Annotated in this window: 21 protein-coding genes; 12 read left to right on the top strand and 9 right to left on the bottom strand. The window is 73.3% G+C overall.

Annotated features, from left to right (window positions below):
• Positions 1-105 precede the first annotated feature (105 nt).
• Entirely contained in the window at positions 106-2,202 is a 2,097-nt protein-coding gene (locus tag OG933_RS30240; protein ID WP_405629869.1) for a bifunctional glycosyltransferase 87/phosphatase PAP2 family protein, read from the bottom strand.
• A gap of 366 nt (positions 2,203-2,568) precedes the next feature.
• On the opposite strand from OG933_RS30240, the gene OG933_RS30235 reads away from it, so the two are divergent.
• Together OG933_RS30235 and OG933_RS30230 are read left to right on the top strand one after the other, a co-directional pair.
• A complete protein-coding gene (locus OG933_RS30235; protein ID WP_405629867.1) occupies positions 2,569-4,398 on the top strand; it encodes a DUF2330 domain-containing protein in 1,830 nt (609 codons plus the stop codon).
• Positions 4,399-4,487: 89 nt separating this feature from the next.
• The gene (locus tag OG933_RS30230; protein ID WP_054238083.1) at positions 4,488-5,159 is read left to right on the top strand and encodes an O-methyltransferase; all 672 of its coding nucleotides are present in this window, start codon (positions 4,488-4,490) and stop codon (positions 5,157-5,159) included.
• A 221-nt stretch (positions 5,160-5,380) separates the two neighbouring features.
• Here OG933_RS30230 and OG933_RS30225 read toward each other — a convergent pair whose 3' ends face one another.
• Entirely contained in the window at positions 5,381-5,773 is a 393-nt protein-coding gene (locus OG933_RS30225) for a hypothetical protein (RefSeq protein ID WP_020126876.1), read from the bottom strand.
• A gap of 117 nt (positions 5,774-5,890) precedes the next feature.
• On the opposite strand from OG933_RS30225, the gene OG933_RS30220 reads away from it, so the two are divergent.
• On the top strand, positions 5,891-6,343 hold the full coding sequence (locus OG933_RS30220; RefSeq protein WP_362524078.1) for a DUF1992 domain-containing protein: 453 nt from the start codon (positions 5,891-5,893) through the stop codon (positions 6,341-6,343).
• On the opposite strand, the gene OG933_RS30215 is transcribed toward OG933_RS30220, so the two are convergent.
• On the bottom strand, positions 6,332-7,180 hold the full coding sequence (locus tag OG933_RS30215) for a hypothetical protein (RefSeq protein WP_405629864.1): 849 nt from the start codon (positions 7,178-7,180) through the stop codon (positions 6,332-6,334). The genes OG933_RS30220 and OG933_RS30215 overlap by 12 nt on opposite strands.
• A 5-nt stretch (positions 7,181-7,185) precedes the next feature.
• Positions 7,186-7,881: a hypothetical protein gene (locus OG933_RS30210; protein ID WP_405629861.1), complete on the bottom strand. Its 696-nt coding sequence runs from the start codon at positions 7,879-7,881 to the stop codon at positions 7,186-7,188.
• 152 nt (positions 7,882-8,033) lie between these two features.
• Between OG933_RS30210 and OG933_RS30205 the strand changes: the two genes are divergently transcribed.
• The gene (locus OG933_RS30205; RefSeq protein ID WP_362524083.1) at positions 8,034-8,549 is read left to right on the top strand and encodes a GNAT family N-acetyltransferase; all 516 of its coding nucleotides are present in this window, start codon (positions 8,034-8,036) and stop codon (positions 8,547-8,549) included.
• Here OG933_RS30205 and OG933_RS30200 read toward each other — a convergent pair.
• Complete coding sequence (locus OG933_RS30200) at positions 8,542-10,587, bottom strand: MFS transporter (protein WP_362524085.1); 2,046 nt, start codon at positions 10,585-10,587, stop codon at positions 8,542-8,544. The two genes, OG933_RS30205 and OG933_RS30200, sit on opposite strands and share 8 nt — an antisense overlap.
• Before the next feature lie 175 nt (positions 10,588-10,762).
• Between OG933_RS30200 and OG933_RS30195 the strand changes: the two genes are divergently transcribed.
• Complete coding sequence (locus OG933_RS30195) at positions 10,763-11,926, top strand: peptidoglycan-binding protein (protein ID WP_405633564.1); 1,164 nt, start codon at positions 10,763-10,765, stop codon at positions 11,924-11,926.
• Positions 11,927-11,937: 11 nt separating this feature from the next.
• On the opposite strand, the gene OG933_RS30190 is transcribed toward OG933_RS30195, so the two are convergent.
• Together OG933_RS30190 and OG933_RS30185 are read right to left on the bottom strand one after the other, a co-directional pair.
• Entirely contained in the window at positions 11,938-12,585 is a 648-nt protein-coding gene (locus OG933_RS30190) for an HAD-IA family hydrolase (RefSeq protein ID WP_362524227.1), read from the bottom strand.
• Between the two features lie 165 nt (positions 12,586-12,750).
• Positions 12,751-13,332, bottom strand: a complete 582-nt coding sequence (locus OG933_RS30185; protein ID WP_020126884.1) for a TMEM165/GDT1 family protein — start codon at positions 13,330-13,332, stop codon at positions 12,751-12,753.
• 378 nt (positions 13,333-13,710) lie between these two features.
• Between OG933_RS30185 and OG933_RS30180 the strand changes: the two genes are divergently transcribed.
• The 5 genes from OG933_RS30180 (at position 13,711) to OG933_RS30160 (ending at position 19,786) form a co-directional block, all read left to right on the top strand.
• Positions 13,711-14,355 carry an HNH endonuclease family protein gene (locus tag OG933_RS30180; protein ID WP_142264028.1) on the top strand — a complete coding sequence of 215 codons (645 nt, stop codon included), beginning with the start codon at positions 13,711-13,713 and terminating at the stop codon, positions 14,353-14,355.
• 90 nt (positions 14,356-14,445) lie between these two features.
• Entirely contained in the window at positions 14,446-16,092 is a 1,647-nt protein-coding gene (locus OG933_RS30175; protein ID WP_405629856.1) for an alkaline phosphatase D family protein, read from the top strand.
• Positions 16,093-16,280: 188 nt separating this feature from the next.
• Positions 16,281-18,332 (top strand): FAD/NAD(P)-binding protein, encoded by a 2,052-nt coding sequence (locus OG933_RS30170; RefSeq protein ID WP_405629853.1) that lies wholly within the window; start codon positions 16,281-16,283, stop codon positions 18,330-18,332.
• Positions 18,333-18,432: 100 nt separating this feature from the next.
• Positions 18,433-18,888, top strand: a complete 456-nt coding sequence (locus tag OG933_RS30165) for a DoxX family protein (RefSeq protein ID WP_362524096.1) — start codon at positions 18,433-18,435, stop codon at positions 18,886-18,888.
• Between the two features lie 283 nt (positions 18,889-19,171).
• Positions 19,172-19,786, top strand: coding sequence for a DedA family protein (locus OG933_RS30160; protein ID WP_405629851.1), 615 nt, complete (start codon positions 19,172-19,174; stop codon positions 19,784-19,786).
• 53 nt (positions 19,787-19,839) lie between these two features.
• Here the strand turns inward: OG933_RS30160 and OG933_RS30155 are convergent, their stop codons facing one another.
• Entirely contained in the window at positions 19,840-20,085 is a 246-nt protein-coding gene (locus OG933_RS30155) for a DUF2277 domain-containing protein (RefSeq protein ID WP_362524099.1), read from the bottom strand.
• A gap of 98 nt (positions 20,086-20,183) precedes the next feature.
• Between OG933_RS30155 and OG933_RS30150 the strand changes: the two genes are divergently transcribed.
• Positions 20,184-21,089, top strand: coding sequence for a ketopantoate reductase family protein (locus OG933_RS30150; protein ID WP_405629849.1), 906 nt, complete (start codon positions 20,184-20,186; stop codon positions 21,087-21,089).
• Here OG933_RS30150 and OG933_RS30145 read toward each other — a convergent pair.
• Complete coding sequence (locus tag OG933_RS30145; protein ID WP_405629848.1) at positions 21,079-21,618, bottom strand: GNAT family N-acetyltransferase; 540 nt, start codon at positions 21,616-21,618, stop codon at positions 21,079-21,081. The genes OG933_RS30150 and OG933_RS30145 overlap by 11 nt on opposite strands.
• Before the next feature lie 113 nt (positions 21,619-21,731).
• On the opposite strand from OG933_RS30145, the gene OG933_RS30140 reads away from it, so the two are divergent.
• Positions 21,732-22,142 (top strand): thiol-disulfide oxidoreductase DCC family protein, encoded by a 411-nt coding sequence (locus OG933_RS30140; protein ID WP_267020173.1) that lies wholly within the window; start codon positions 21,732-21,734, stop codon positions 22,140-22,142.
• Positions 22,143-22,144: the final 2 nt, after the last annotated feature.

Below are 22,144 nucleotides of genomic sequence, written 5' to 3'. Positions count from 1 at the left end.
CCCCCGATCCCCTGGCGGTCGCCGGAGGAGCGGGGCATCGGGCGGGGACCCGCGTCCCCAGCGGGGTGCCCGGCCTCGACGGCCGGGCGCGGATCGCAAGAGCGCTCAGCTCGGCGCCGGGTTCTTCTCCTGGGCCGCGGACCCGGCGGACTCGGTGGACTTGACCGCACCCGCCGCCCCCTCCGCCGGAGCCGTCAGCGCCGCCGTCGCCGTGGCGGACCGCGCCCGCGGCCCCATGAACAGGTACGACAGGCCGAAGCCGCCGCCCACCACCAGCGCGCCGCCGACCGCGTCCAGCACCCAGTGGTTGCCGGTCGCGACGATCGCCGACACCGTGAAGAACGGGTGCAGCAGGCCCAGCGCCTTCATCCACCACTTCGGGGCGACGATCGCGATGACCAGCCCGCACCACAGGGACCAGCCGAAGTGCAGGGACGGCATCGCCGCGTACTGGTTCGTCAGCGCCGTCAGCGTCCCGTAGTCCGGCTTGGAGAAGTCCTGGACGCCGTGGACCGTGTCGATGACGCCCAGGTTCGGCATCAGGCGGGGCGGGGCGAGCGGGTAGAGCCAGAAGCCGACCAGGGCCAGCAGGGTCGCGAAGCCCAGGGAGGCGCGGGCCCAGCGGTAGTCGACCGGGCGGCGCCAGTACAGGAGAGCGAGGACCGACAGGGGCACCACGAAGTGGAACGACTCGTAATAGAAGTCGAAGAAGTCCCGCAGCCACCCGACCTTCACCACCGCGTGGTTGGCCCAGTGCTCGATGTCGATGTGCAGGAACCGCTCGATGTCGAGGATCTGGCGGCCGTGGGCCTCCGCGCGGGCCCGTCCGCCGGTGTTGGTGCCGCCGGTCGCGCCCAGCCGGACCTGCTGGTACGCCGCGTACGTCACGCGGATCAGCAGCAGCTCGAGGAGGAGGTTCGGGCGGGTCAGGACCCGCTTCAGGACGGGCAGCAGCGGTACGCGCCTCCAGCGCGTGGGGACCGGCTGCGCGTACTGCGTGGGGACGGGCGCGCGGTAGTACGGCGACGTACGCGGCAGGAACGGGACGACCGTGGCCGCCGCGACGGCCGCCAGCAGCACCGCGTTGTCGCGCAGGGGGTACAGGGCCGCCATGTTCGGCAGCATCATCTTCGCCGGGAGGGTCATCACCAGGATCACCGCCACCGGCCACACATAGCGGTCGGAGGCGCGCTTGCCGACCCGGCCGACCACCGCCAGCAGCACCCACAGCAACTGGTGCTGCCAGGTCGTGGGCGAGACGACGATCGCCGCGCAGCCCGTGAGGGCCACCGCCAGCAGCAGCTGGCCGTCGCGGGCGTAGCGGACCGCCCGGCGGACGCCCAGCGCGGCGACGGCCGCGCCGAGCGACAGGAACAAGCCGATCTCCAGCGGGCCGGAGAGGCCGAGGCGGAGCAGGGCGCCGTGCAGGGACTGGTTGGCGAGCGCGTCGGCCTCGCCGCCGAGTCCGACACCCGCCATGTGGTGCACCCAGTAGGTGTACGAGTCGTGCGGCATCGCCGCCCAGGCGAGCACGGTGACCGCGGTGAACGAGGCGCCGGTGGCGGCCGCGGCGCGGCGGCGGCCGGTGAACCACAGCAGCGCGGCGAAGAGCAGGACCGTGGGCTGCAGGGCCGCCGCCAGACCGATCAGGACGCCGGCCGCCCGCCAGTCCCGTACGACGAAGCAGCCGAGCAGGACCAGCAGCACCGGGATGATGCTGGTCTGGCCGAGCCAGAGGGTGTTGCGCACCGGCAGCGACAGCATCAGCAGGCTGATCGTGACGGGCGCGGCCAGCAGGGCCGTCCGTCTGGTGACCGGCTGGGGCAGCGCACGGGCCACGACCAGGCCGAGGGCGGCGACCAGCAGCAGGGTGCCGAAGGTCCAGCCCCAGCCCAGGGCCTGTTCGGCCGCCCGGGTGAGAGGCTTGAGGACGAGCCCGCCGAACGGGGTTCCCGTGAAGCGTGTGGAGTCGTAGAGCGAGCCGTTGACGTGCAGCACGCCGTCGGGTCCGACCCAGGTCTCCAGGTCCGTCAGCCGTTCTCCGCGCGGCGTGCCGAGGACGACGGCCACCTGGCGTACGGCGAGAACCGCCGCCAGCAGCCAGAGGCCGAGGCGGGCCGCGCGCAGACGTGTCCTCGCCGTGTCGGCCGCCGTCGCCCCGAAGGCCTCCGCCGGCCGCCCGCTGTGCTCCGCATTCGCCACGCCTCGTCGGCCTCCCGCCGCGTCCGTCCCACGTCCCGTGCGCGAAGTGTCCTCTCGCACCCTATGAGGCTCGCATCGCCCCCGGACAGAGACGCAGGCCATCCCCACTTCACCTGACGTCCGCTCTCCTTTTGTCCGGAAGACGATAGTGGTCCGGGGGCCCCGCCGTTTCCACGGGCCGGGATGCGAGACGCGACACGGCAGGGGACGCGGGTCCGCACACGGGTCGGGAACGGGATCGTCAGCGGGCCGTCAGGGGGCGGGAATTGGATAGGGCGGCGAACGGAACAGGGGCTTCAGCCGTACCGTCGTTGCCACCGCATTGCGCGCTGGCGGGTACGGAGAGTGCTGGAGGGGATACGAGGCATGGGCGGTTTCCTGCGGGGACGGCTGGCGTGGCGGAATCGGTCACGCGGGCGGATCACGGCCGTGCTGCTGGCTCTGCTGGCGATCCAGCTCGGTTCGCTCGTCGCGCCGGCCTACGCCTGCGGCTGCGGTGCGCTGCTCCCGGGCGACCAGCGGGAGGTCGTGGTCGGCCGGGAGGTCTCCGTCGTGCGCTGGGACGGCGCGCAGGAACAGATCGTGATGCGTTTGACGGTCGACGGGGACGCCGAGCGGGCCGCCTGGATCATGCCCGTGCCGCACCGGGCGACGGTCGAGCTCGGCGCACCGGAGCTGTTCGACCAGCTGGCCGCGGCCACCGCCCCCGTGCACCGCACCCGCCATCACTTCTGGCCGCAGGACGGCGACTGGCCGCTGACCACGGGCGGCGACGCGGCGGGCCCGCCGCCGCCCGGGGCGGGGCCCGGCGTCGGCGTGATCGGACGCGAGCGGCTCGGCCCGTTCGACGTGGCCCGGCTGACCGCCACCGATCCGGGGGACCTCGACGAGTGGCTGCGCGCCAACGACTTCACCCTCCCGGGCCGCCTCGAGACCGCGCTCCAGCCGTACGTCGACCGGCGCTGGGAGTACGTGGCGGTCCGGCTGACCCCCGAGAGCAGCGGGACCGCGCTGCGCGGCGAGCTCGAGCCGCTGCACCTCACCTTCGCCGCCGACACCCTCGTCTACCCGATGCGGCTGTCCCGGCTGGCGGCCACCCCGCAGTCGCTCGGCCTGTACGTCCTCGCCGCGCACCGCATGGAGCCGGCCTCGCGGATCGGCGGCGAACGGCCCCGGGTGACGTTCGCCGGGCCGCTCGACAAGGCGACGGGGCCGCTGGCCGCGCTGGCGAAGGGCACACCGTTCCTGACGGCCGTCGCCCAGGAGTTCCCGCGGCCCTCGGAGATCTCCGGGGACCATGAGCTGCGCCGGGCGGCGACGGACGCCGCGTACCGGCAGGTGATCTACGAGGACCGGCTGCTCGCGCTGGCCGGGATCCCGGTGTGGCTGCTGACGGTCGTCGGCGGACTTGCCGTCCTGAACACCGTCGCGGTCGTGCTGGGGGTCCGCTGGGGCCGGGCCCGCCGGGCGACCCTGCCCCGCCCCCGCCATGCCTCGGGCTTCCACCCGGCACCCACCACCGAACCCGGAACGACGCCGATACCGGGCCCAGCGGTACGGGAGCCTGGGCCAGCACCTGCGGCGATGCCGGGGCCTGGGCCGGTGCCGGGGCCTCCGTACCGGCCGGGGCCGGTGCCGGGGCCGGTGCCTGGGCCTGCGGCGGGGCCGGGCACGACGGCAGAGAGGCCTCGGCCGATGCCGGGCTCGACAGCGGTACCCGGCACGACCGTAGGGAGGCCTGGGGCGGTGTCGGGGTCAGCGGCGCCAGGGTCGGCCGCTCCGAGGTCTGCAGCGCCGGGCTCGACAGCGGTACCCGGGACGGCTGCCGCCGGCCCCACGGCATCGTCCGCACCTCCTGGTGCGTCCTCGGCGCCCGCCCCGCCCACCGCGCCCCCGGTGCCCCCGCGACCGCCGTCCCTGCGCCGCACTCCCCCTCGACCCGCGCGGCCGCCCGTCCCCGCTGCTCCCCCCGCCCCCGCTGCTCCTCCTGCCCCTGTCGCCCCTCCCGTGCGTCCCCCCGCTCCCGCTGCCGTTCCGCCGAAGCCGCCCGCGCCACCCCGGACTCCCCGGACGCCCCCCATGCCTTCCGCACGCCCCACTCCGCCCCCTCCCACACCCAGCACGCCCCCCACGCCACGTGCGGCGCCCTCCGCGTCTTTCGCGCCTCCCGCCGCGCCCCCTGCGCCGAACGGCTGAAAGCCCCGGCCGGGGATCGGTGGGGCTCGACTTAGCATTCCTGACGAGACATACCGCCGGATATGTCAGGTACACGAGAGGCAGAGCGCATGAGCGAGTCGCAGGCCTGGGACGCCGTCGACGCCTACTTCACCGACCATCTCGCCCCGGACGACGAGGTGACGGCGGCCGCGCTGCGCGACAGCGAGGCCGCCGAGCTGCCGCCCGTCAACGTCACGGCCAACCAGGGCAAGCTGCTCCAGCTGCTCGCCGAGATCCAGGGGGCCCGGACGGTCCTGGAGATCGGCACGCTCGGCGGTTACAGCACGATCTGGCTCGCCCGCGCGCTCCCGGCCGACGGCCGGCTGATCTCGCTGGAGTACAGCCCCCGGCACGCGGAGGTCGCCACCCGCAACATCGCCCGCGCGGGCCTGGACAAACTGGTCGAGGTGCGGGTCGGACCGGCCCTGGAGTCGCTGCCACTGCTGGCCGACGAGAACCCGCCGCCGTTCGACCTCGTCTTCATCGACGCCGACAAGGTCAACAACGCCCACTACCTGGAGTGGGCGCTGAAGCTCACGAGCGTGGGCAGCCTGATCGTCGTCGACAACGTCGTACGGGGCGGGCGGGTCGTGGACGCGGACAGCGACGCGGGAGACGTGATCGGCACCCGCGCCGCGATCGAACTGATCGGCTCGCACCCGAGGCTGAGCGGCACGGCCGTCCAGACGGTGGGGGCGAAGGGCTACGACGGCTTCGCGCTGGCGCGCGTGCTGGCCTAGGGCGCTTCTTTTGGATCGGGTCGGATCAGGCCGCGGTGTCCGGTGCGGTGCATCGCAAGGCGGAGCACGATCCGCGTACCGGGTGTACGCGGGTCGTGCGACAACGCCGCGAGGTGCCGTGCCGGGCGCCGCGGACCCGGGCTGATCCAAAAGAAGCGCCCTAGCACCCACCGGGGCGGACAGGCCCCGGCGGCACCGCCCTCCCCCTCCCCTCTGAATTGTCACGCCTCGTGATAGAAGCCCACGTTGACGCTGCGCGGCCCGGTGCGGTCGAGGACGATGATCTCGCCGGAGCCGCCGCGCGCCAGCGGCATGGTCCCGCCGTAGGCGAGCGGCTGGGCGTACTGGCCGCTCACCAGCCGCACCTCGGAGGACGGCTCGTCCTGCGACCCGCGCAGCCACGAGACCTGCCAGGTGCCCTCGGGACCGCACAGGAACTCCAGGTGCACCCGGGAGACGAACAGCCAGTCGTCGGGGGTCGCGAGGCGGCACACGGACTTGTCCCGGCCCACCCGGAGCACGGCACCCGGGTCGCTGGGCGAATCGGCCATCAGCATGCCGGCCGTGGCGCCCTCTTCCGTCCCGGAGACGGTGGCCATGGTGAGTTCGAGCACGTGCGCTCCCCTTGAAATGTCTTTGACATGCCTGTCGGCGTGCTGGGTCCTAAGTGTGCTTGTACAGCGGCCGCATGATAAATCGCCCGGCCCCACCGCGTCCGGCACAATGGACGCATGACCGAGCGAAAGCCACCGGGTGTCCCGTTCGAGTCCTGGGTCGACAAGCAGATCCGTGACGCGGAGCAGCGCGGCGAGTTCGCCCAACTGGCGGGAGCGGGAAAGCCGTTGCCGGCGGGTGAGGACACCGCCTACGACGAACTCTGGTGGATCAAGCGCAAGATGGCCCGTGAGGGCCTCTCCGTCCTGCCACCGACGCTCGCCCTGCGCAAGGAGGCGGAGGACGCGCTCGCGGCGGCGTACGCGGCGCCTTCGGAACGCCTCGTCCGGAAGATCATCACGGACGTCAACGTCAAAGTGCGCGACATGATGTTCAAGCCGCCGCCCGGCCCCCCGCTGGGCATGAAGCCGTACGACGTCGAAGCGGTCGTACGGGAGTGGCGGGAGCGCCGGGCGGCGGCAGGTGGGTCGGCCGTGAGGGCCGAGGGGGCCGAGGGCTCAGAGGTGTAGCAGCCGCTCGGTCAGTTCGCGGTAGTCCCGCAGGGCCAGCCGGAGCTGCTCGGTGTCGGTGGCCGTCGCGGCGGCCGTCGCGGAGCGGTCCTTGCCGCCCTCCGACCCCGACTGCCAGGACCCGCGCAGGGTGCGGCGTCGGCGGTCCACGGCGTCCGTGAACTGCGCGGCGAGTTCCTCCAGCACCTGGTCGGCCTCCGCGACGGCGTCGCGCGGGCCGTCGACGAACCCGACGACCGCGTGCCGCATGCGGGAGGCGATCCGGTCGCACTCGTCGTCCGGCAGGAGGGACGCGCCGTGACCGCGGTGCTCGGCGGCGGCTGCCGTCGGCTCGCGGCCCGTGACGGTGTCCACCGCGCCCGTGTCCCGGTGCCGGGGCTGCGCCCCTTCGCCGGAGGCACTGAGCGGGCCCGCGTCCCGGCCGGCGCCGGCCGCCCGGCCGGGTGCCGGTTCGCCCGCGCCGGTGTCGGTACCGAGCGGCGTCGGCTCGCCCACGGCTGTCGTACCGCGCGGCTCCGCCGAAGTCCGTCCCCTCTCCCCCGGCAGGACGGCCTCCCCCGGCAGAGCGGCCTCACGCGGCGAGGCGGCCTCGCCGGTGCGGGCGGTGTCGGTGCTGCGTACGGCTTCGCCGGTGCGTGCGGTGTCGGCGGGCTTCGCCGCGCGGGCCCGGTCGCCCGCCGGCCGGCGGTTCTCCGGAGTCCCGCCCGTGATCGGGTCCGTGATCGGGCCGGTGATCGGGTCCGGGTCACGCGCCGTGTTCGTCGTCGTGTTCGGGGTCCCGTTCGGTGCGGTGTCCCGCGTCGTGTCCGGCGTCTTGTTCGGTGTCAGGTCCGGCATGGCGGTCAGCCCTCCTTCGCCTGGTGACGGTGGAAACCTCGCGGCAGGTGGTGGCCGGAGCGGGAGCCGTTCTGGCTCACGCGCTCCTGCGTGCGACGACGGCCCGCCTCGTGGGAGGCCCCACCGACCAGGTCGTCGAAGAGGGCGCGCGCGTCGACCATGGCGGCCCGCATGTCCTCCGTGCCCGGTGCTCCGGACGTGCCGGTCGCGCTCGCGTCGTGCGTGCCGACGCCGTTGGCGCGTACGCGGGCGACCCGGTGGACGCGTCGGTAGCCCTGGACATGGTGCGCGTGGTGGACGGAGAGCGCGGCGAGCTGCTCCTCGTACTGGTCGCCGTCCGGGAAGCCCCGGGCGCCGGCCACTTCGGCGAGCAGACGGTCGGCCTCGGTGACCGCCTCCCGGGGCGAGTCGACGAACCGCTCCTGCGCGGCCGTCCAGCGGGCCTCGAACCTCTCCCGCTCCGCGGGCTCCAGCGGGCGCTCGCGCAGCCCGCCGTGCCGCTCCACGAGGGCGTCGAGCTCGCGCTCGGCGGCCTTGACGTCCCCGTCGTGCCGGGCCACGGCACGGTCGTACTCGGGCCCGAAGCGACGCTTCAGACCGTGTCCGCCGTGCGAGCCGCGGGCCCGCACGGCCAGAACGGCCGCGACGGCGACGATGGCCGCCACGATCACGATCAGAGCGATGATCACTCCTGTGGACATGCCTTGCCTTCCGATGTGTCGGCCCCACGGGCCGGTTCACGCATCGGGTTGCCCGGACTGCCTCTCCCAAACGGCCTGCGCACTTACCGGGACGAGGGTGCCGACGCATATTCGGTTGCGGGGCGGCCGGGCCGTCTTCGGACAATGTCCGCATGACGACGTCGCCGACCTGGACCCTCACCGCCGAATCCTTCGACGCCCCGGTCGCCCGCGCCCTCTGGCGGGCGTACTACACCGAGGTCAGCGACCGCTACTACCTGCTGCACGAGGGGCGCAGGACCGACCCGGTGGAGCTGGAGCGGGAGATCGCCGCCCACACCGGTGCCGAACTCGCCCCGCCCGGCGGCCTGTTGCTCGTCGGGCGGTACGGCGGTGAACCGGCCGGCACCGCGGGCGTACGGCTGCGGGACGCCGACACCGCCGAGCTCACCCGGGTGTTCGTCCGGGCGGAACTGCGCGGCCGGGGCGGCGCCGCGCTTCTCGTCCGGGGCGCGGAGGACGCCGCCCGCGCGCTCGGCGCCACCCGGATGATCCTCGACACCCGCGGCGACCTCGTCGAGGCCCGTGCCCTGTACGCCCGGCTGGGTTACGCGGAGACCGCGCCGCACAACGCGGACCCGTACGCCGAGCACTGGTTCGGCAAGCCGCTCGGCCAGGCCCTCAGGTGAGCCGGTGGTCGGGCACCACCCGCCCGCCGTGCGGCTGTTCCCGGTCCGAGCCGCACAGCTCGCTGTTCAGCTCCTTGACGAGCTGGACCAGGTCGGTGGGCCGGTCCGGGCCCCACCAGTCGCCGAGCAGCTCGGCCAGCGACTCCTCGCGGACCTCGGCGAGCCGGTCGGCGACCTCGCGGCCCTCATCGGTCAGCATCATGTCGAGTCCCTCGCGTACGGCGAGCCCGCGCCCCTCGATCTGACGGACGGCCTCGATGATCACCGGCAGCGGGACGGTGCTGTTCTCGGAGAGAACGCTCGGCTCGACACTGCCGTACCGCTTGATCCGCAGCAGCAGCCAGCTCGACGCGGGAAGGAGGTCCTGGCCGGCCAGGGCGGTGATCTTCCGGTAGATCTCGCGGCGGCCCTCGCGGGTGCCGAGGACGGACAGCGCCCGGCACACCTCGTCGTACGAGGACCGTTCCACCGGGTTGCTGGCGAGGGTCTCCGTCACGTCGGGCGCGGTGACCGAGCCGCGCAGCGGGTCCTCCTTGAGGAACCACGCCAGGACGAAGCCGACGAGGGCGACGGGGGCGGCGTACAGGAAGACGTCGGTGATGGCGGACGCGTACGCGTCCAGGGCCTGCGGTCGCAGGGTCGACGGCAGCTCGGCGATGCCGCGCGGGTCGGACTCGAGTCCGTCCACCGAGACCCCGGACGGGAGTTGCACGCCCTCGAAGGCATCCGTGAGCTTGTCGCCGAGGCGGCCCGAGAAGATCGTGCCGAAGATCGCGACGCCGAAGGAGGCCCCGATCGAGCGGAAGAAGGTCGCGCCGGAGGTGGCGACGCCGAGGTCCTCGTACCCGACGGCGTTCTGCACGATCAGCACCAGCACCTGCATGACCAGGCCGAGGCCGAGACCGAAGACGAAGAAGCAGGCGCTCATCGCGCCCGTGGAGCTGTGCTCGTCGAGCCGGTGCAGGAGGAGCAGGCCGAGCGTGGTGACGCCGGTGCCGGCGACCGGGAACACCTTCCAGCGGCCGGTGCGGCTGACGATCTGCCCGGAGGCGGTGGACGCCAGCAGCAGGCCCGCCACCATCGGCAGCATGTGCACGCCGGACAGGGTCGGTGAGACGCCCTGCACCACCTGGAGGAAGGTCGGCAGGTACGTCATCGCGCCGAACATCGCGAAGCCGACGATGAAGCTGATCACCGCGGAGAGGGTGAAGGTGCGGATGCGGAACAGTTTCAGGGGGAGCACCGGTTCGGCCGCCCGCCGTTCCACGGCCACGAACGCCACGGCCAGCAGCACGCCCAGCACCGCCAGGCCGACGATCTGCGGCGAGGCCCAGTCCCAGGTGGTGCCGCCGAGCGAGGCCACCAGGACCAGGCAGGTGGCGACCGCGGCGATGAGGAAGGTGCCGAGGTAGTCGATGACGTGCTTCGTCGACTTGCGCGGGATGCGCAGGACGGTCGCGATGACGGCGAGCGCGACGACGCCGACGGGCAGGTTGACGTAGAACACCCAGCGCCAGCTCAGATGCTCGGTGAACACGCCGCCCAGCAGCGGGCCGAGGACGCTCGTGGCGCCGAACACCGCGCCGAACAGGCCCTGGTAGCGGCCGCGGTCGCGCGGCGGGACGAGGTCGCCGACGATCGCCATCGACAGCACCATCAGGCCGCCGCCGCCCAGGCCCTGGAGCGCGCGGAAGGCGATCAGCTGTGGCATGTTTTGCGCCATTCCGCACAGCGCCGAACCGATCAGGAAGATGACGATCGCGGCCTGGAACAGCCTCTTGCGCCCGTACTGGTCACCGAGTTTGCCCCACAGCGGGGTCGCGGCCGTCGACGCCAGCAGGTAGGCGGTGACCACCCACGACAGGTGCTCCATACCACCGAGCTCGCTGACGATCGTGGGCAGGGCGGTGGACACGATCGTCTGGTCCAGGGCGGCGAGCAGCATGCCGAGCAGGAGGGCGCCGATGGAGACGAGAACGTTTCCGGACACGTGTTCCGCACGCGGATCCGCCGCCCTGCTGTGCGCGTCCAAGACCATGGATGCCTCCCGAGGCTCTGGTGACCCCCTCCATCGTGATCGGTGTGACCCGTTATGGCCTCTTGTAGTCGTCTTGCGCTCTGACGGAATACGACATTCCGGGGGTCGCGGGCGGCGGGGCATGTGAAGGATCTGCATAATCTCTGGAGTTTGAATGGGGAGGGACGAACACGTGATCGATCCGACGGGGCACCAGGGGCAGTCGGGGCAGCAGGGGCTGCCGTGCCCGGAGTGCGGAGCGCTCCGCGCGCTCGACAACACCCCGTCCTGCGCCTGCGCCCAGCGCGCCTCCGAGGCCCAGCGCGACACGCGCACGACGGAGGCGGCCGCCGCGGAGGACTTCGATCCGTTGCGGATACGGCCCTACGTCGAGCTGGGAACCGAGAGCGGGGGCGAACCCGCGGGCGCGTTCGGGGGCGAGGCCGAGGGCGGGTCCATGGGCTCCACCGGCGCGGCCGACGTGACCATGCCGCTCCCGACCGTTCCCGGCACTCCTGGGATTCCCGGCGCACCCGGTCTTCCCGGCGTTTCCGGTGTTTCCGGCGTTCCGGCCGACGCGACGATGCCCCTGCGCACAGTGCGCCCCGCAGGCCCGGCGCCGGACATGACGGCAGCGCTGCCCACTCCCCTGGCCTCGTCCGCCTCCGAGCCCAGCACGACCGACCTGAGCCTGTTCGAGGCGGCGGACGTCGGCGCCGTACACCCCGACGACGAGGAACCGCACCGCCCGCGCCGTCGCCGCACGCTGCTGATCGCGACGACCTCGGCCGTCGTGGCCGTGGTGGCGGCGGCCGGATTCGCCTCCGGGCTGTTCACCTACGAGAAGCCGACGCGGGACGGGGCCGCCCCCGAGGACGTACGGGCGGCCGTGCCGGACGCGTCGACCAGCGCCGCCTCGGCGTCGGCCTCGCCGAGTCGCTCCGCGTCCCCGTCGGCCTCCGAGGCCTCGCCGTCGCCCTCCGAGAGCGAGAGTCCCTCGCCCTCCGCGTCGGAGTCGAGTGCCTCACCCTCGGCGTCGCCGTCGCCCGACGCCGGGCAGGCCACGCCGACCGCCCGCGTGACCGGCTCCCTGGCGCCCGGCAACGGGGCGGACAACGAGGACGACTCCGGCGAGGCGGTCGTCCTGCGGCGCGGCGACAAGGGCGACGAGGTGACCGAACTCCAGCTGCGGCTGCGCCAGCTGTTCCTCTACAACGGCGAGGCCGACGGCACGTTCACCGGCGAGGTCGAGGACGCCCTGCGCAACTACCAGTGGTCCCGCGGCACGACCGAGGACGGCCTGGGCACCTACGGGGCACAGACCCGCACCCGCCTGGAGTCGGAGACGACGGAGCCGTAGCCCCCGGCGCCTCACGCCACGTGGATACGCACCCCGGAGTCATCCGCTTCCACCCGCACCTGCCGCAGATCGCGGACCACCACGTCGGGTCCGTGCGCGGCGGCCCGCGGTCCCACTCCCACGACCCGCATCCCGGCGGCCCGGCCGGCCGCGATGCCCGCGCCGGAGTCCTCGAACACCACGCAGTCGGCCGGGGCGATCCCCAGCTCGGCCGCGCCCTTGAGGAAGCCCTCGGGGTCCGGCTTGCTCGCGCCCACCGACTCCGCGGTGACGCGCACGTCCGGGAGCGCCAGTCCGGCCGCGGCCATCCGGGCCGTCGACAGCGGCACGTCCGCCGAGGTGACCAGCGCGTGCGGGACACCCCGCAGGGAGGCGAGGAACTCCGGCGCGCCGGGCACCGGCACGACGCCGTCCATGTCGGCGGTCTCCTCCGCCAGCATCCGCGCGTTGTCCGCGTGGTTCAGGTGCACCGGCCGGCCGGGCAGCAGCACGGCCATCGAGGCGTACCCCTGGCGGCCGTGGACGACCTTCATGACGTCGTCCCCGTCGAGCCCGTGCGTGTCGGCCCAGCGCCGCCAGACCCGTTCCACGACGGCGTCGGAGTTCACGAGGGTGCCGTCCATGTCGAGCAGGAGGGCGCGGGCGGTCAGGACCGGCATCAGCAGCTCCAGGTAGGAAGAGAACAAGGCGGCCCCGCCCGCCGGTCAGGGAAAACGAGCGGGAGCCACTTTGTTTCTCTACGGTACAAAACAATGCGGGTCCACCGCCACCCCGGCCGCGAGGCGCCGGGGAGCGTTCACCCGCCGTTCAGCTCGGCCCCGGCCTCAGCCGGCGATCGCCTCCCACAGGCTCCACACCCCGAGCGCCAGCATCAGCAGCGCCGCGATCTGCGTGATCAGCTTCAGCGGCACCCGCTTCATCAGCGCCTTTCCGCCGACGATGCCGAGCCCGGCCACCGCCCACAGCGCCAGCACCGCACCCAGTCCGACGGAGAGCGGGTCGTCGTAGCGGGCGGCGAGGTTCGCCGTCATGATCTGGGTGAGATCGCCGAACTCGGCGACGAGGATCAGCATGAAGCCCGCGCCTGCGACCTTCCAGAAGGACTGGTTCTCCGGCCGCCGGACCTCCTCCTCACCCTCGTCCTTCTTCAGCAGCAGCACCGCCGCACCGCCCAGGAACAGGACACCGGTCAGCGCGTGCACGAGCTGCTGCGGGAGCAGGGTCAGCACGCTGCCCGCCGCGACGGCCAGCGCGACATGCAGCGCGAAGGCGGCGGCGACCCCGGCGAAGACGTACGAGGCGCGGTAGCGGGTGCCGAGGACGAGGCCGGCGAGCGCGGTCTTGTCCGGCAGCTCGGCCAGGAAGACGACGCCGAAGACGAGCGCCGTCACGGTGATGCTGATCAAGGTTCCTCAATCGGTCGGGGGCCGCCCCGCCGAGAGTCCTGACACTTCAGGAAAAAAAGACACCTCGGCACGGCAGCACACATGTCATCCCTGCCGTGGGGCACGGATGTGCACTGCTTGCCGAAGGTCTCGCTGGCCGACCCTGTGACGGGTCCGCCTCCGGGCGCCGGCTCAGACGAGCTGAGCAGTATGTCGACGGTCCGGCGAAGAGCTACTCCCCTTCTGCGTTTCCCATTGTACGAGATCGTTCTGCCATAAACCTTGTCGTGTCATGCCCACGTCACTAACTTCTCACCGGGCGCACATCTCCCCGCAATGTGCGGCCGCGAGCATTCCTTCGCTCGCGCTCCAACACCCCGCCTCCCCCATGGAGTTCGCATGTCGAAGTTCTACGCGCGTGGACGGCTGAGCATACTCGCCGCCCTCACCGGCCTCATAGCCTCGGTCGGGCTGCTCAACTCCCCGACCGCCTCCGCCGCTCTCCCCACCCCGGTCAGCGCCGCGACCGCCCGCACCTACCTCGCCTCGCTCACCGTGGCGACCGAGGTCCGCACCGGCTACAGCCGTGACCTCTTCCCGCACTGGATCACCATCTCCGGCACCTGCAACACCCGGGAGACGGTCCTCAAGCGCGACGGTACGAACGTCGTCACCAGCTCCGCCTGCGCCGCCACCAGCGGCAGCTGGTTCTCCCCCTACGACGGCGCCACCTGGACCGCCGCCGCCGACGTCGACATCGACCACATGGTCCCGCTCGCCGAGGCCTGGGACTCCGGCGCCCGCAACTGGACCACCGCCCAGCGCCAGGCCTTCGCCAACGACCTGACCCGCCCGCAGCTCATCGCCGTCACGGACAACGTGAACCAGTCCAAGGGCGACCAGGACCCGGCCGAGTGGATGCCGTCCGTCACCTCGTACCGCTGCACCTACGTCCGCGCGTGGGTCCAGGTGAAGTACTACTACGGCCTGTCGGTGGACTCCGCCGAGAAGAGCGCGCTCACCAGCTACCTGTCGAGCTGCTGATCGAGCTGCTGATCGACTCGTGACCGCAGGGATCTCCCCACTCTCCTCCGTCGTTCCGTACCGTACGGGGCGACGGAGGAGGGCGATCGCGTGGCCGAACTGCGGCTGGGACCAGTGCTGAGATACGCCGACGGCTCGACGGCGACCGTATGGGTCGAGGCGAGCCGTCCGTGCGCCACCGAGGTGCGCTGCGCGGACGGTGCGGGCGGCACCGCCCACACCTTCCAGGTGGCGGGCCACCACTACGCCCTCGTCGAGGTGACGGGCCTGACGGCGGGCACGGCCACGGGGTACGAGGTCTTCCTCGACGGCACCCGCGTGTGGCCACTGCCCGACTCCCCCTTCCCGCCCTCGGAGATCCGCACCCCCGCCGCGGTCGGCGCCGGCGATGACGGCGACGAGGTCCGGGTGGCGTTCGGCTCCTGCCGCTGGGCGGCGCCCCCGGCCGGCGGGCACGACCCCGTGGGGCCCGACGCCCTGGACAGCCTGGCGGCGCGTATCGCCGCCGATCCGGCGGCCGAACGGCCCGACGTACTGCTGCTGCTGGGCGACCAGGTCTACGCCGACGAGGTCTCCGACGCGACCCGGGAGCGGATCGCCGCCCGCCGCGGCCTCACCGACGCGCCGGGTGCCGAGGTCGCGGACTTCGAGGAGTACACCTGGCTCTACTACGAGTCCTGGCTCGACCCCGAGGTGCGCTGGCTGCTGTCCACCGTGCCCAGCTGCATGGTCTTCGACGACCATGACGTCATCGACGACTGGAACACCTCCGCCTCCTGGCTGGCCGACATGCGGGCCACCCCCTGGTGGCGCGAGCGGCTGCTGAGCGGCCTGATGTCGTACTGGGTGCACCAGCACCTCGGGAACCTCTCCCCGGCCGAACTGGCCACCGACCCGCTCTACGCCGCCGTACGCGAGGCCCCCGACGGCACCGACGCACTGCGTGCCTTCGCCTGCCGTGCCGACGCGGACCCGGCGTCCGTGCGGTGGAGCTACCGGCGCGACTTCGGGCGCGTGCGGCTGCTGATGGTCGACAGCCGGGCGGCGCGGGTCCTCGACGAGGACGGGCGCTCGATGCTCCACCCGGGCGAGTGGACCTGGCTGCGCGAACAGACCCTCGACGGTCCGGGCTCCTACGACCACCTCCTGATCGGCACCTCGCTGCCCTGGCTGCTGCCGCATCTGGTGCACGACGCCGAGGAGTGGGACGCGGCGCTGTGCCGGGGCGAACGCGGGGCGCGCTGGGCCCGCATCGGGGAGAAGGTGCGGCGCGGGGCGGATCTGGAGCACTGGGCGGCCTTCCCCGAGTCCTTCGCCGCGCTGGCGGAGCTGATCGCCGAGACGGGGGCGGGGGCAGGGGCGCCGGCGAGTGTGCTCGTGCTCTCCGGGGACGTGCACCACGCGTACGTGGCGGAGCCGTACTGGCACGAGGGCGGCGGCCCCGACGCGCGGGTGCTCCAGCTCACCTGCTCCCCGGTGCACAACTCCGTCCCCGCGTCGATCCGGGTGGGTTTCCGCTTCGGCTGGAGCGCCGTGGCCCGGGCGCTCGGCCGCCGCCTGCGTCGGCACGGCCGCCGTCCCCGGCCGCCCGTCGGCTGGCGCAAGAAGGGCGGGCCGTGGTTCGGCAACCAGCTCATGTTCCTCACCCTGCGCGGGCGTTCGGCCCGGCTGCGGCTGGAGCAGGCCCGCGGTGACGGATCGCTGACGACGGTGCAGGAGTCCGACCTGACTCCCTGAGGACTCCCGAGGACTCCTGGGGACTCCTGGGGACTCCCTGAGGCGGGACAACCGGGGCACCCGGGACCCGCGTTGGCTTCCGTGACGGCCGACGGCATGATGATGCGGACCGTCCGCTTCCACCGCGGTCCCGCGGACGGTCCGCTCCATCGCGCCCCACACGCCCGGGAGTCACCCTCTTGCCCTCAGTGAACGCAGCCCAAGCCGGCGTCGGAGAGCCCGCACCGGACGCGAACGCGACACCGTCGGTCACCGTTTCCGTCGCCCTCGTCGGCGCCGGGCCGCGCGGCACCAGCGTCCTGGAACGCCTCTGCGCCTCCGCGCCCGGCCTTCTTCCGCCCGGGGCGCGACTGACCGTCCACGTCGTCGATCCCGCCCCGCCGGGACCGGGTCGCGTGTGGCGCACCGCGCAGTCGCGGGAGCTGCTGATGAACACCGTGGCCTCGCAGGTGACCCTGTTCACCGACGACAGCGTGGACTGCGCGGGACCGATCCGTCCGGGTCCGAGTCTGCACGCGTGGGCGGCCGGCGAGCTGGGCCCGGACGAGTACCCGACCCGCGCGCACTACGGCCGCTATCTGGAGTGGGTGTTCGCCCGGACCGTGCGCCAGGCCCCGCCGTCGGTGCGCGTCGAGACGCACGCGGCCCGCGCGGTCCGGCTCGACGACGCCGCCGACGGCCGCCAGGTCCTCACCCTGGACGACGGCCGGATCCTGCTCGGCCTGTCCGCCGTCGTCCTCGCCCAGGGGCATCTGCCGGTGGTCGCCGACACCGCCCAGCGACGCCACACCGCCTACGCCCGACAGCACGGCCTGCGGCACGTCCCGCCCGCCAACCCGGCCGACGTCGACCTCGCCGCGCTCGCCCCCGGCGAACCGGTGCTGCTGCGCGGTCTCGGCCTGAACTTCTTCGACCATCTGGCCCTGCTGACCACCGGCCGGGGCGGCCGCTTCGTCCCCGCCAACGCCCACGCCCCCGCCGGCACCGGCACCGATGTCGGCACCGGGCGGACGGCCCTGCGCTATCTGCCCTCCGGTCATGAGCCGCGGCTGTACGCGGGTTCCCGGCGCGGCATCCCGTACCAGGCCCGTGGCGACAACGCGAAGGGGCCGTACGGCCGTCACCGCCCGCTCGTGCTGACCCCGGAGGTGATCGCGGGTTTCCGCAAGCGCGCGGACTCCGGTGAGGCGCCCGACTTCCTGGCCGAGATATGGCCGTTGGTGGCGAAGGAGGTGGAGACGGTCTACTACGCGGCCCTGCTGCGGGAGCCGGCGCGGCCCGGCTCCGCGGAGAGTTTCGTGCGGGAGTTCTCGGCCGTCCCGCACCGCGACGCCCGGGAGGCCGTGCTGCTCGACGGGTTCGGGATACCGCGGGCCGACCGCTGGAGCTGGGACCGGATCTCCCGGCCGTACACGGGACGGCGGTTCGCGCATCCGGGGCAGTGGCGGGACTGGCTGCTCGGCCATCTGCGCAGGGACGCGGAGGAGGCCGCCCGGGGCAATGTGGACGGTCCCGTGAAGGCGGCCCTGGACGTCCTGCGCGACCTGCGCAACGAGCTGAGGCTGATCGTCGACCACGCCGGTCTGACCGGCGCCTCCCGCCGGGACCACCTGGACCGCTGGTACACCCCGCTCAACGCGTTCCTGTCCATCGGCCCGCCACGTCGGCGCGTCGAGGAACTGGCCGCTCTGGTGGAGGCGGGGGTGGTGGAGGTGCTCGGGCCCCGGCTGGAGGTGCGGGAGGAGGACGGGGCCTGGCGGGCGCACGCGCCGGAGGTGCCGGGGTCGGCCGTCCGGGTGACGACCCTCGTAGAGGCGCGGCTTCCGGAACCGGATGTGCGACGCACCGCCGACGGCCTGCTGGCGCGGCTGCTGAAGACCGGGCAGTGCCGTCCCCACACGGTGGACGGCCATGTGACCGGAGGCCTGGACGTGACCCCGCGCCCGTATAACCTGATAGACCGTCAAGGAAGGCCGCACGCAAGGAGGTTGGCCTTCGGAGTACCTACGGAGGGCGTGCACTGGGTCACCGCGGCAGGCGCCCGCCCCGGGGTGGATTCGGTCACACTTTCGGATGCGGACGCGGTGGCGAGAGCCGCTCTGCGCACGGCGGTCAGGGAGCTCGAACCCGGGGCAGAACCCCAGGCAGAGCCCCGGACGGAACCGCAAGCGGAAGGCCGGGCGGAACCTCGGACGGAACCCGGACCGTGGCTAGAAGTTGAACTTGCAAGCATCGATTAGCTGCGCCTAACGTATGTCGCTCATTCGGTACCGCCGCCCCCACCCGGTCCTTCCCCCATCCGGGACCGGTCCGACCGACACCGAAGGAGCACCCCCCACCATGTCCGCTCGCCTCAACACCGCACAGCCCTACGCGGTCGGCCTCTTCCGCATCGTCGTAGGCCTGCTCTTCGCCTGCCACGGCGCGGCCTCGCTCTTCGGCGTCCTCGGCGGCGCCGCGGGCACCGACGGCGGCACGCTCGACTCCGGCACCTGGCCCGGCTGGTACGCGGCCGTCATCCAGCTGGTCTGCGGCAGCCTGGTGCTGCTCGGCCTCGGCACCCGGGCGGCCGCACTCCTGGCCTCGGGCTCCATGGCGTACGCCTACTTCGACGTGCACCAGCCGAGCGCCCTGTGGCCGATCCAGAACGGCGGCGAGGCCTCCGCGATGTTCTGCTGGGCCTTCCTGCTGCTGGTGTTCACCGGCTCCGGCGCCCTCGGCCTCGACCGCGCTTTCGCCGGCCGCCCGGCCACCGAGCGGGAGCCCGCGGCGCGCAAGGCCACGGTTTCCGCCTGACCCGGTTGCGACGACACCGTGATCCGCGGTCGTCCGGGCCCTCACGGCGCCCGGGTGACCGCGGATCAGCACGTGTTCGACCACGGATCAGCACGTGTCTGACCACGGATCAGCTCGTGGTGGACGCTCTCGGTGAACGTCCTGCACCGAACACATGAGCCCCCCGTGAATCTACTGTCACACCCCGGGCGTACGCTGTATGGCTGTCATTGGCCGCACCTGCCGCTCCCCCGCGACACAGCGGCACGGTCGGCCGTCACGGGGGAGACACGGGGAGTCAGTGGTGTTCGAAAGTGTGGGGGCTTTGCTCGGCAGCCCATGGATCTACGCGGTGGTGGGCCTGTCGGTCCTCCTCGACGTGTTCCTGCCGGTGCTGCCCAGCGGAGTGCTCGTCATCACGGCGGCCACCGCCGCGGCGGCGGGCTCGGGTGCGGCGACCGGTCAGGTACCGCACGACGTACCGGACATCATGGTTCTGGTCCTCTCCGCGACGACCGCCTCGGTGCTGGGCGACCTGGTGGCCTACCGGCTGGCCTGGCGCGGCGGTGAGCGCCTGGACCGGGCGATCTCCCGCTCCCGACGGCTGACCACCGCGCAGGAACGTCTCGGCGAGGCGCTGGCCCGGGGCGGCGGCGCGCTGGTCGTGCTGGCCCGTTTCGCCCCCGCCGGCCGATCCGTCGTCTCGCTCATCGCGGGCGCCGCCCATCGCCGTCCCCGCGAGTTCCTCCCCTGGTCCGCCCTGGCCGGCCTCTCCTGGGCGGGCTACAGCGCCGCCCTGGGCTACTTCGGCGCGCACTGGCTGGGCACGACGTGGCTGGCGACGGGGGTGTCGGTGCTCGCGCTGTTCGGCGCGGGGGCCGGTGCGGCGTACGTCATGCGACGGCAGCCGACGGCGTAGCGCGCCACCGGCCGGGCCCCACGTGGCCTACGCGGCTACGTGCCCCACGTGCGCTACGCGCCCTGGGTGCGCGCTGCCGCGCCGCGGCCGGCTCCGCGCACCTCCAGCCCGTCCAGCAACTCCGCCGTGGCCGCGGCGATGACCTCGACCGCTCGCTCGAACACCTCCCGGTTGTGCTCGGCCGGTGCCCGGAAGCCGGACACCTTACGGACGTACTGAAGGGCTGCGGCGCGCACATCGTCCTCCGTCGCCTTCTCGGGCAGGGCGGGGGGACGCAGCGTCTTGATGCTCCGGCACATGTCTCCCAGTCTCCCCCGGCACCCCGCCCCCGTGCCATGATCACCTCCGAGGCGGCCACCGCACCCGCGGGGCCGACCGACGAGAGGGACAACAGCACATGACGAAGGACATACTCAGCGTCGCCGTTCTCGGCCCCGGCGGGGTGGGCGGCCTGCTCGCGGCCCTGCTGTCCCGCGCCGGCCACCGGGTCACCTGCCTGGCCGGCGAGGAGACGGCGGCGACCCTGCGCGCCGACGGCATCCGCGTCCGCAGCACCCCGTTCGGCGACTTCACGGCCGGGGTCGCGGCGGACACCGAGCTGCGCGCGCCCGTCGACGCGGTGCTGATCACCGTCAAGCACACCGCCCTGGACGCGGCCCTGGCCCGGGTCCCCGCCTCGGCTCTCGGCGAGGACACCCTCCTCGTGCCGTTCCTGAACGGCGTCGAGCACCCGGCGGCCCTGCGCGCCCGGTACCGCCCGGACCGGGTCGCCCCGGCCGTCGTCCGGGTCGAGTCGACCCGGGTCGCGCCGGGCGTGATCGAGCACGGGAGCGGCTTCGCGGAGATCGACCTGACCGGCGACGCCGTGCCGCGCCCGCGCCTCGACGCGCTCGCGCGGGTGCTTCAGGCGGCCGGCCCGGCCGTCCGCGTCCTGCCGGACGAGACGGCCGCCCTGTGGGCGAAGATGGCCTTCCTCGCGCCGTTCGCCCTGCTCACCACCCGGTACGGTCTGCCGCTGGGCGAGGTCCGCACCGGGCACCGCGAGGAACTGACCGCCCTGGTCGAGGAGACCGCCGCCGTCAGCCGCGCCTGCGGCGCCCCCGCCGACCCGGCCCAGGCACTCGCCCGCTACGACTCCTTCGCCCCCGGTACGAAGTCCTCGATGCAGCGGGACGCCGAGGCGGGGCGGCCCCTCGAACTCGACGCGATCGGCGGAGGGTTGCTGCGCGCGGCCGAGCGGCACGGGGTTCCGGTGCCGGTGGCCACGCGCCTGGTAAGGGAGTTGGCGGACGCTACCCGGTAGCGGTGGCGGGCCCGGTGCGCAGGTCGACGTACCAGTCGTTGGATCTGATCGGATTCCCCTTCGGGTACTCGAAGTCGGCCTGCCCGAGCAGGGTGAACCCGGCCTTGCGGCACACCCCGTTGGACGCGGCGTGCTCCACCTTGGGGAACGCGTGCAGGGCCGGGTGGCCGCCGTGTCCGGCCTGCTGCCGTACGACGTCGACGAGCGCCCGGGCCGCCGTCGCGGCGAGCCCTCTGCCCTGGAACTCGGGCAGGATCCCCCAGCCCGTCTCCCACACCGTCTCGCCCCGCCACTCGCGCTCCCAGTAGCCGATCGAGCCGACGGTCTCGCCGGTGTCCGCGAGCGTGACCCGGTACATGCGCCCGGCGAACGGCTCGACATAGCGCCGATGCCGGTCGGCGAGTTTCTCCTCGCTCTCCGGCCCGCCCAGATGCTCCGTCATCGCGGGGCTGTTGGCCCGCCGGAGCAGCCAGAGGTCTCCCTCGGACCAAGGCACCAACCGCACCTGTTCCACGTCCCGTTCCTTCATGCGCGTCACCCTAGAGCCAGGGTCCGACACCGGCGGTGGCCCGCCGCCGTGCGAGGCTGCGGGGAGGAACCAGTCAGTGCCCCCACCCCGGGTGGGGAGTGGAAGGGAAACCAGTGATCAGCCCCGCTCCGCACGGCCCGCGCCCCGTGCCCCCGGTACTCGCCTACGACGGGGACTGCGGCTTCTGCCAGGCGTCCGTCGACCGTATCCGCGACCTCGCCGCACCGGCGCTGGAAGCGGTTCCGTGGCAGTTCCTGCCCGCCGAGTCGACCGCGCCGTATCTCGAACGGCTGGACCGGGAGGTGTTGTTGCTGCGCGGCGGCACGGTTCTCGCGGGCGGGGCCGACGCGCTGGCCCGCTGGCTCGGCACCTCGCCGTCCGCCGCGTACCGCACGCTCTCCGCCGTCCTCCGGCTGCCCGGCGTGCGGGGCTGCGCCCGCGTGGTCTACCGCTGGGTGTCGCGCAACCGCCACCGCCTGCCCGGCGCCACCCCGGCGTGCGCGGTCCCGCCGCGCGGCGAGTGAGG

This window comes from Streptomyces sp. NBC_00016, assembly GCF_045040885.1.
GTDB lineage: Bacteria > Actinomycetota > Actinomycetes > Streptomycetales > Streptomycetaceae > Streptomyces > Streptomyces coriariae.
The sequence above is the reverse complement of the archived record's forward strand: the minus strand, read 5'-3'. Positions and strand labels throughout refer to the sequence as shown.

What these genes read in the sequence shown, in the direction of transcription:
- OG933_RS30235 (WP_405629867.1), top strand. Translation starts at nt 2,569, where the DNA reads ATGGGCGGTTTCCTGCGGGGACGGCTGGCGTGGCGGAATCGGTCACGC.
- OG933_RS30230 (WP_054238083.1), top strand. Translation starts at nt 4,488, where the DNA reads ATGAGCGAGTCGCAGGCCTGGGACGCCGTCGACGCCTACTTCACCGAC.
- OG933_RS30220 (WP_362524078.1), top strand. Translation starts at nt 5,891, where the DNA reads ATGACCGAGCGAAAGCCACCGGGTGTCCCGTTCGAGTCCTGGGTCGAC.
- OG933_RS30215 (WP_405629864.1), bottom strand. Translation starts at nt 7,180, where the DNA reads ATGCCGGACCTGACACCGAACAAGACGCCGGACACGACGCGGGACACC.
- OG933_RS30210 (WP_405629861.1), bottom strand. Translation starts at nt 7,881, where the DNA reads ATGTCCACAGGAGTGATCATCGCTCTGATCGTGATCGTGGCGGCCATC.
- OG933_RS30205 (WP_362524083.1), top strand. Translation starts at nt 8,034, where the DNA reads ATGACGACGTCGCCGACCTGGACCCTCACCGCCGAATCCTTCGACGCC.
- OG933_RS30200 (WP_362524085.1), bottom strand. Translation starts at nt 10,587, where the DNA reads ATGGTCTTGGACGCGCACAGCAGGGCGGCGGATCCGCGTGCGGAACAC.
- OG933_RS30190 (WP_362524227.1), bottom strand. Translation starts at nt 12,585, where the DNA reads ATGCCGGTCCTGACCGCCCGCGCCCTCCTGCTCGACATGGACGGCACC.
- OG933_RS30180 (WP_142264028.1), top strand. Translation starts at nt 13,711, where the DNA reads ATGTCGAAGTTCTACGCGCGTGGACGGCTGAGCATACTCGCCGCCCTC.
- OG933_RS30165 (WP_362524096.1), top strand. Translation starts at nt 18,433, where the DNA reads ATGTCCGCTCGCCTCAACACCGCACAGCCCTACGCGGTCGGCCTCTTC.
- OG933_RS30155 (WP_362524099.1), bottom strand. Translation starts at nt 20,085, where the DNA reads ATGTGCCGGAGCATCAAGACGCTGCGTCCCCCCGCCCTGCCCGAGAAG.
- OG933_RS30150 (WP_405629849.1), top strand. Translation starts at nt 20,184, where the DNA reads ATGACGAAGGACATACTCAGCGTCGCCGTTCTCGGCCCCGGCGGGGTG.
- OG933_RS30145 (WP_405629848.1), bottom strand. Translation starts at nt 21,618, where the DNA reads ATGAAGGAACGGGACGTGGAACAGGTGCGGTTGGTGCCTTGGTCCGAG.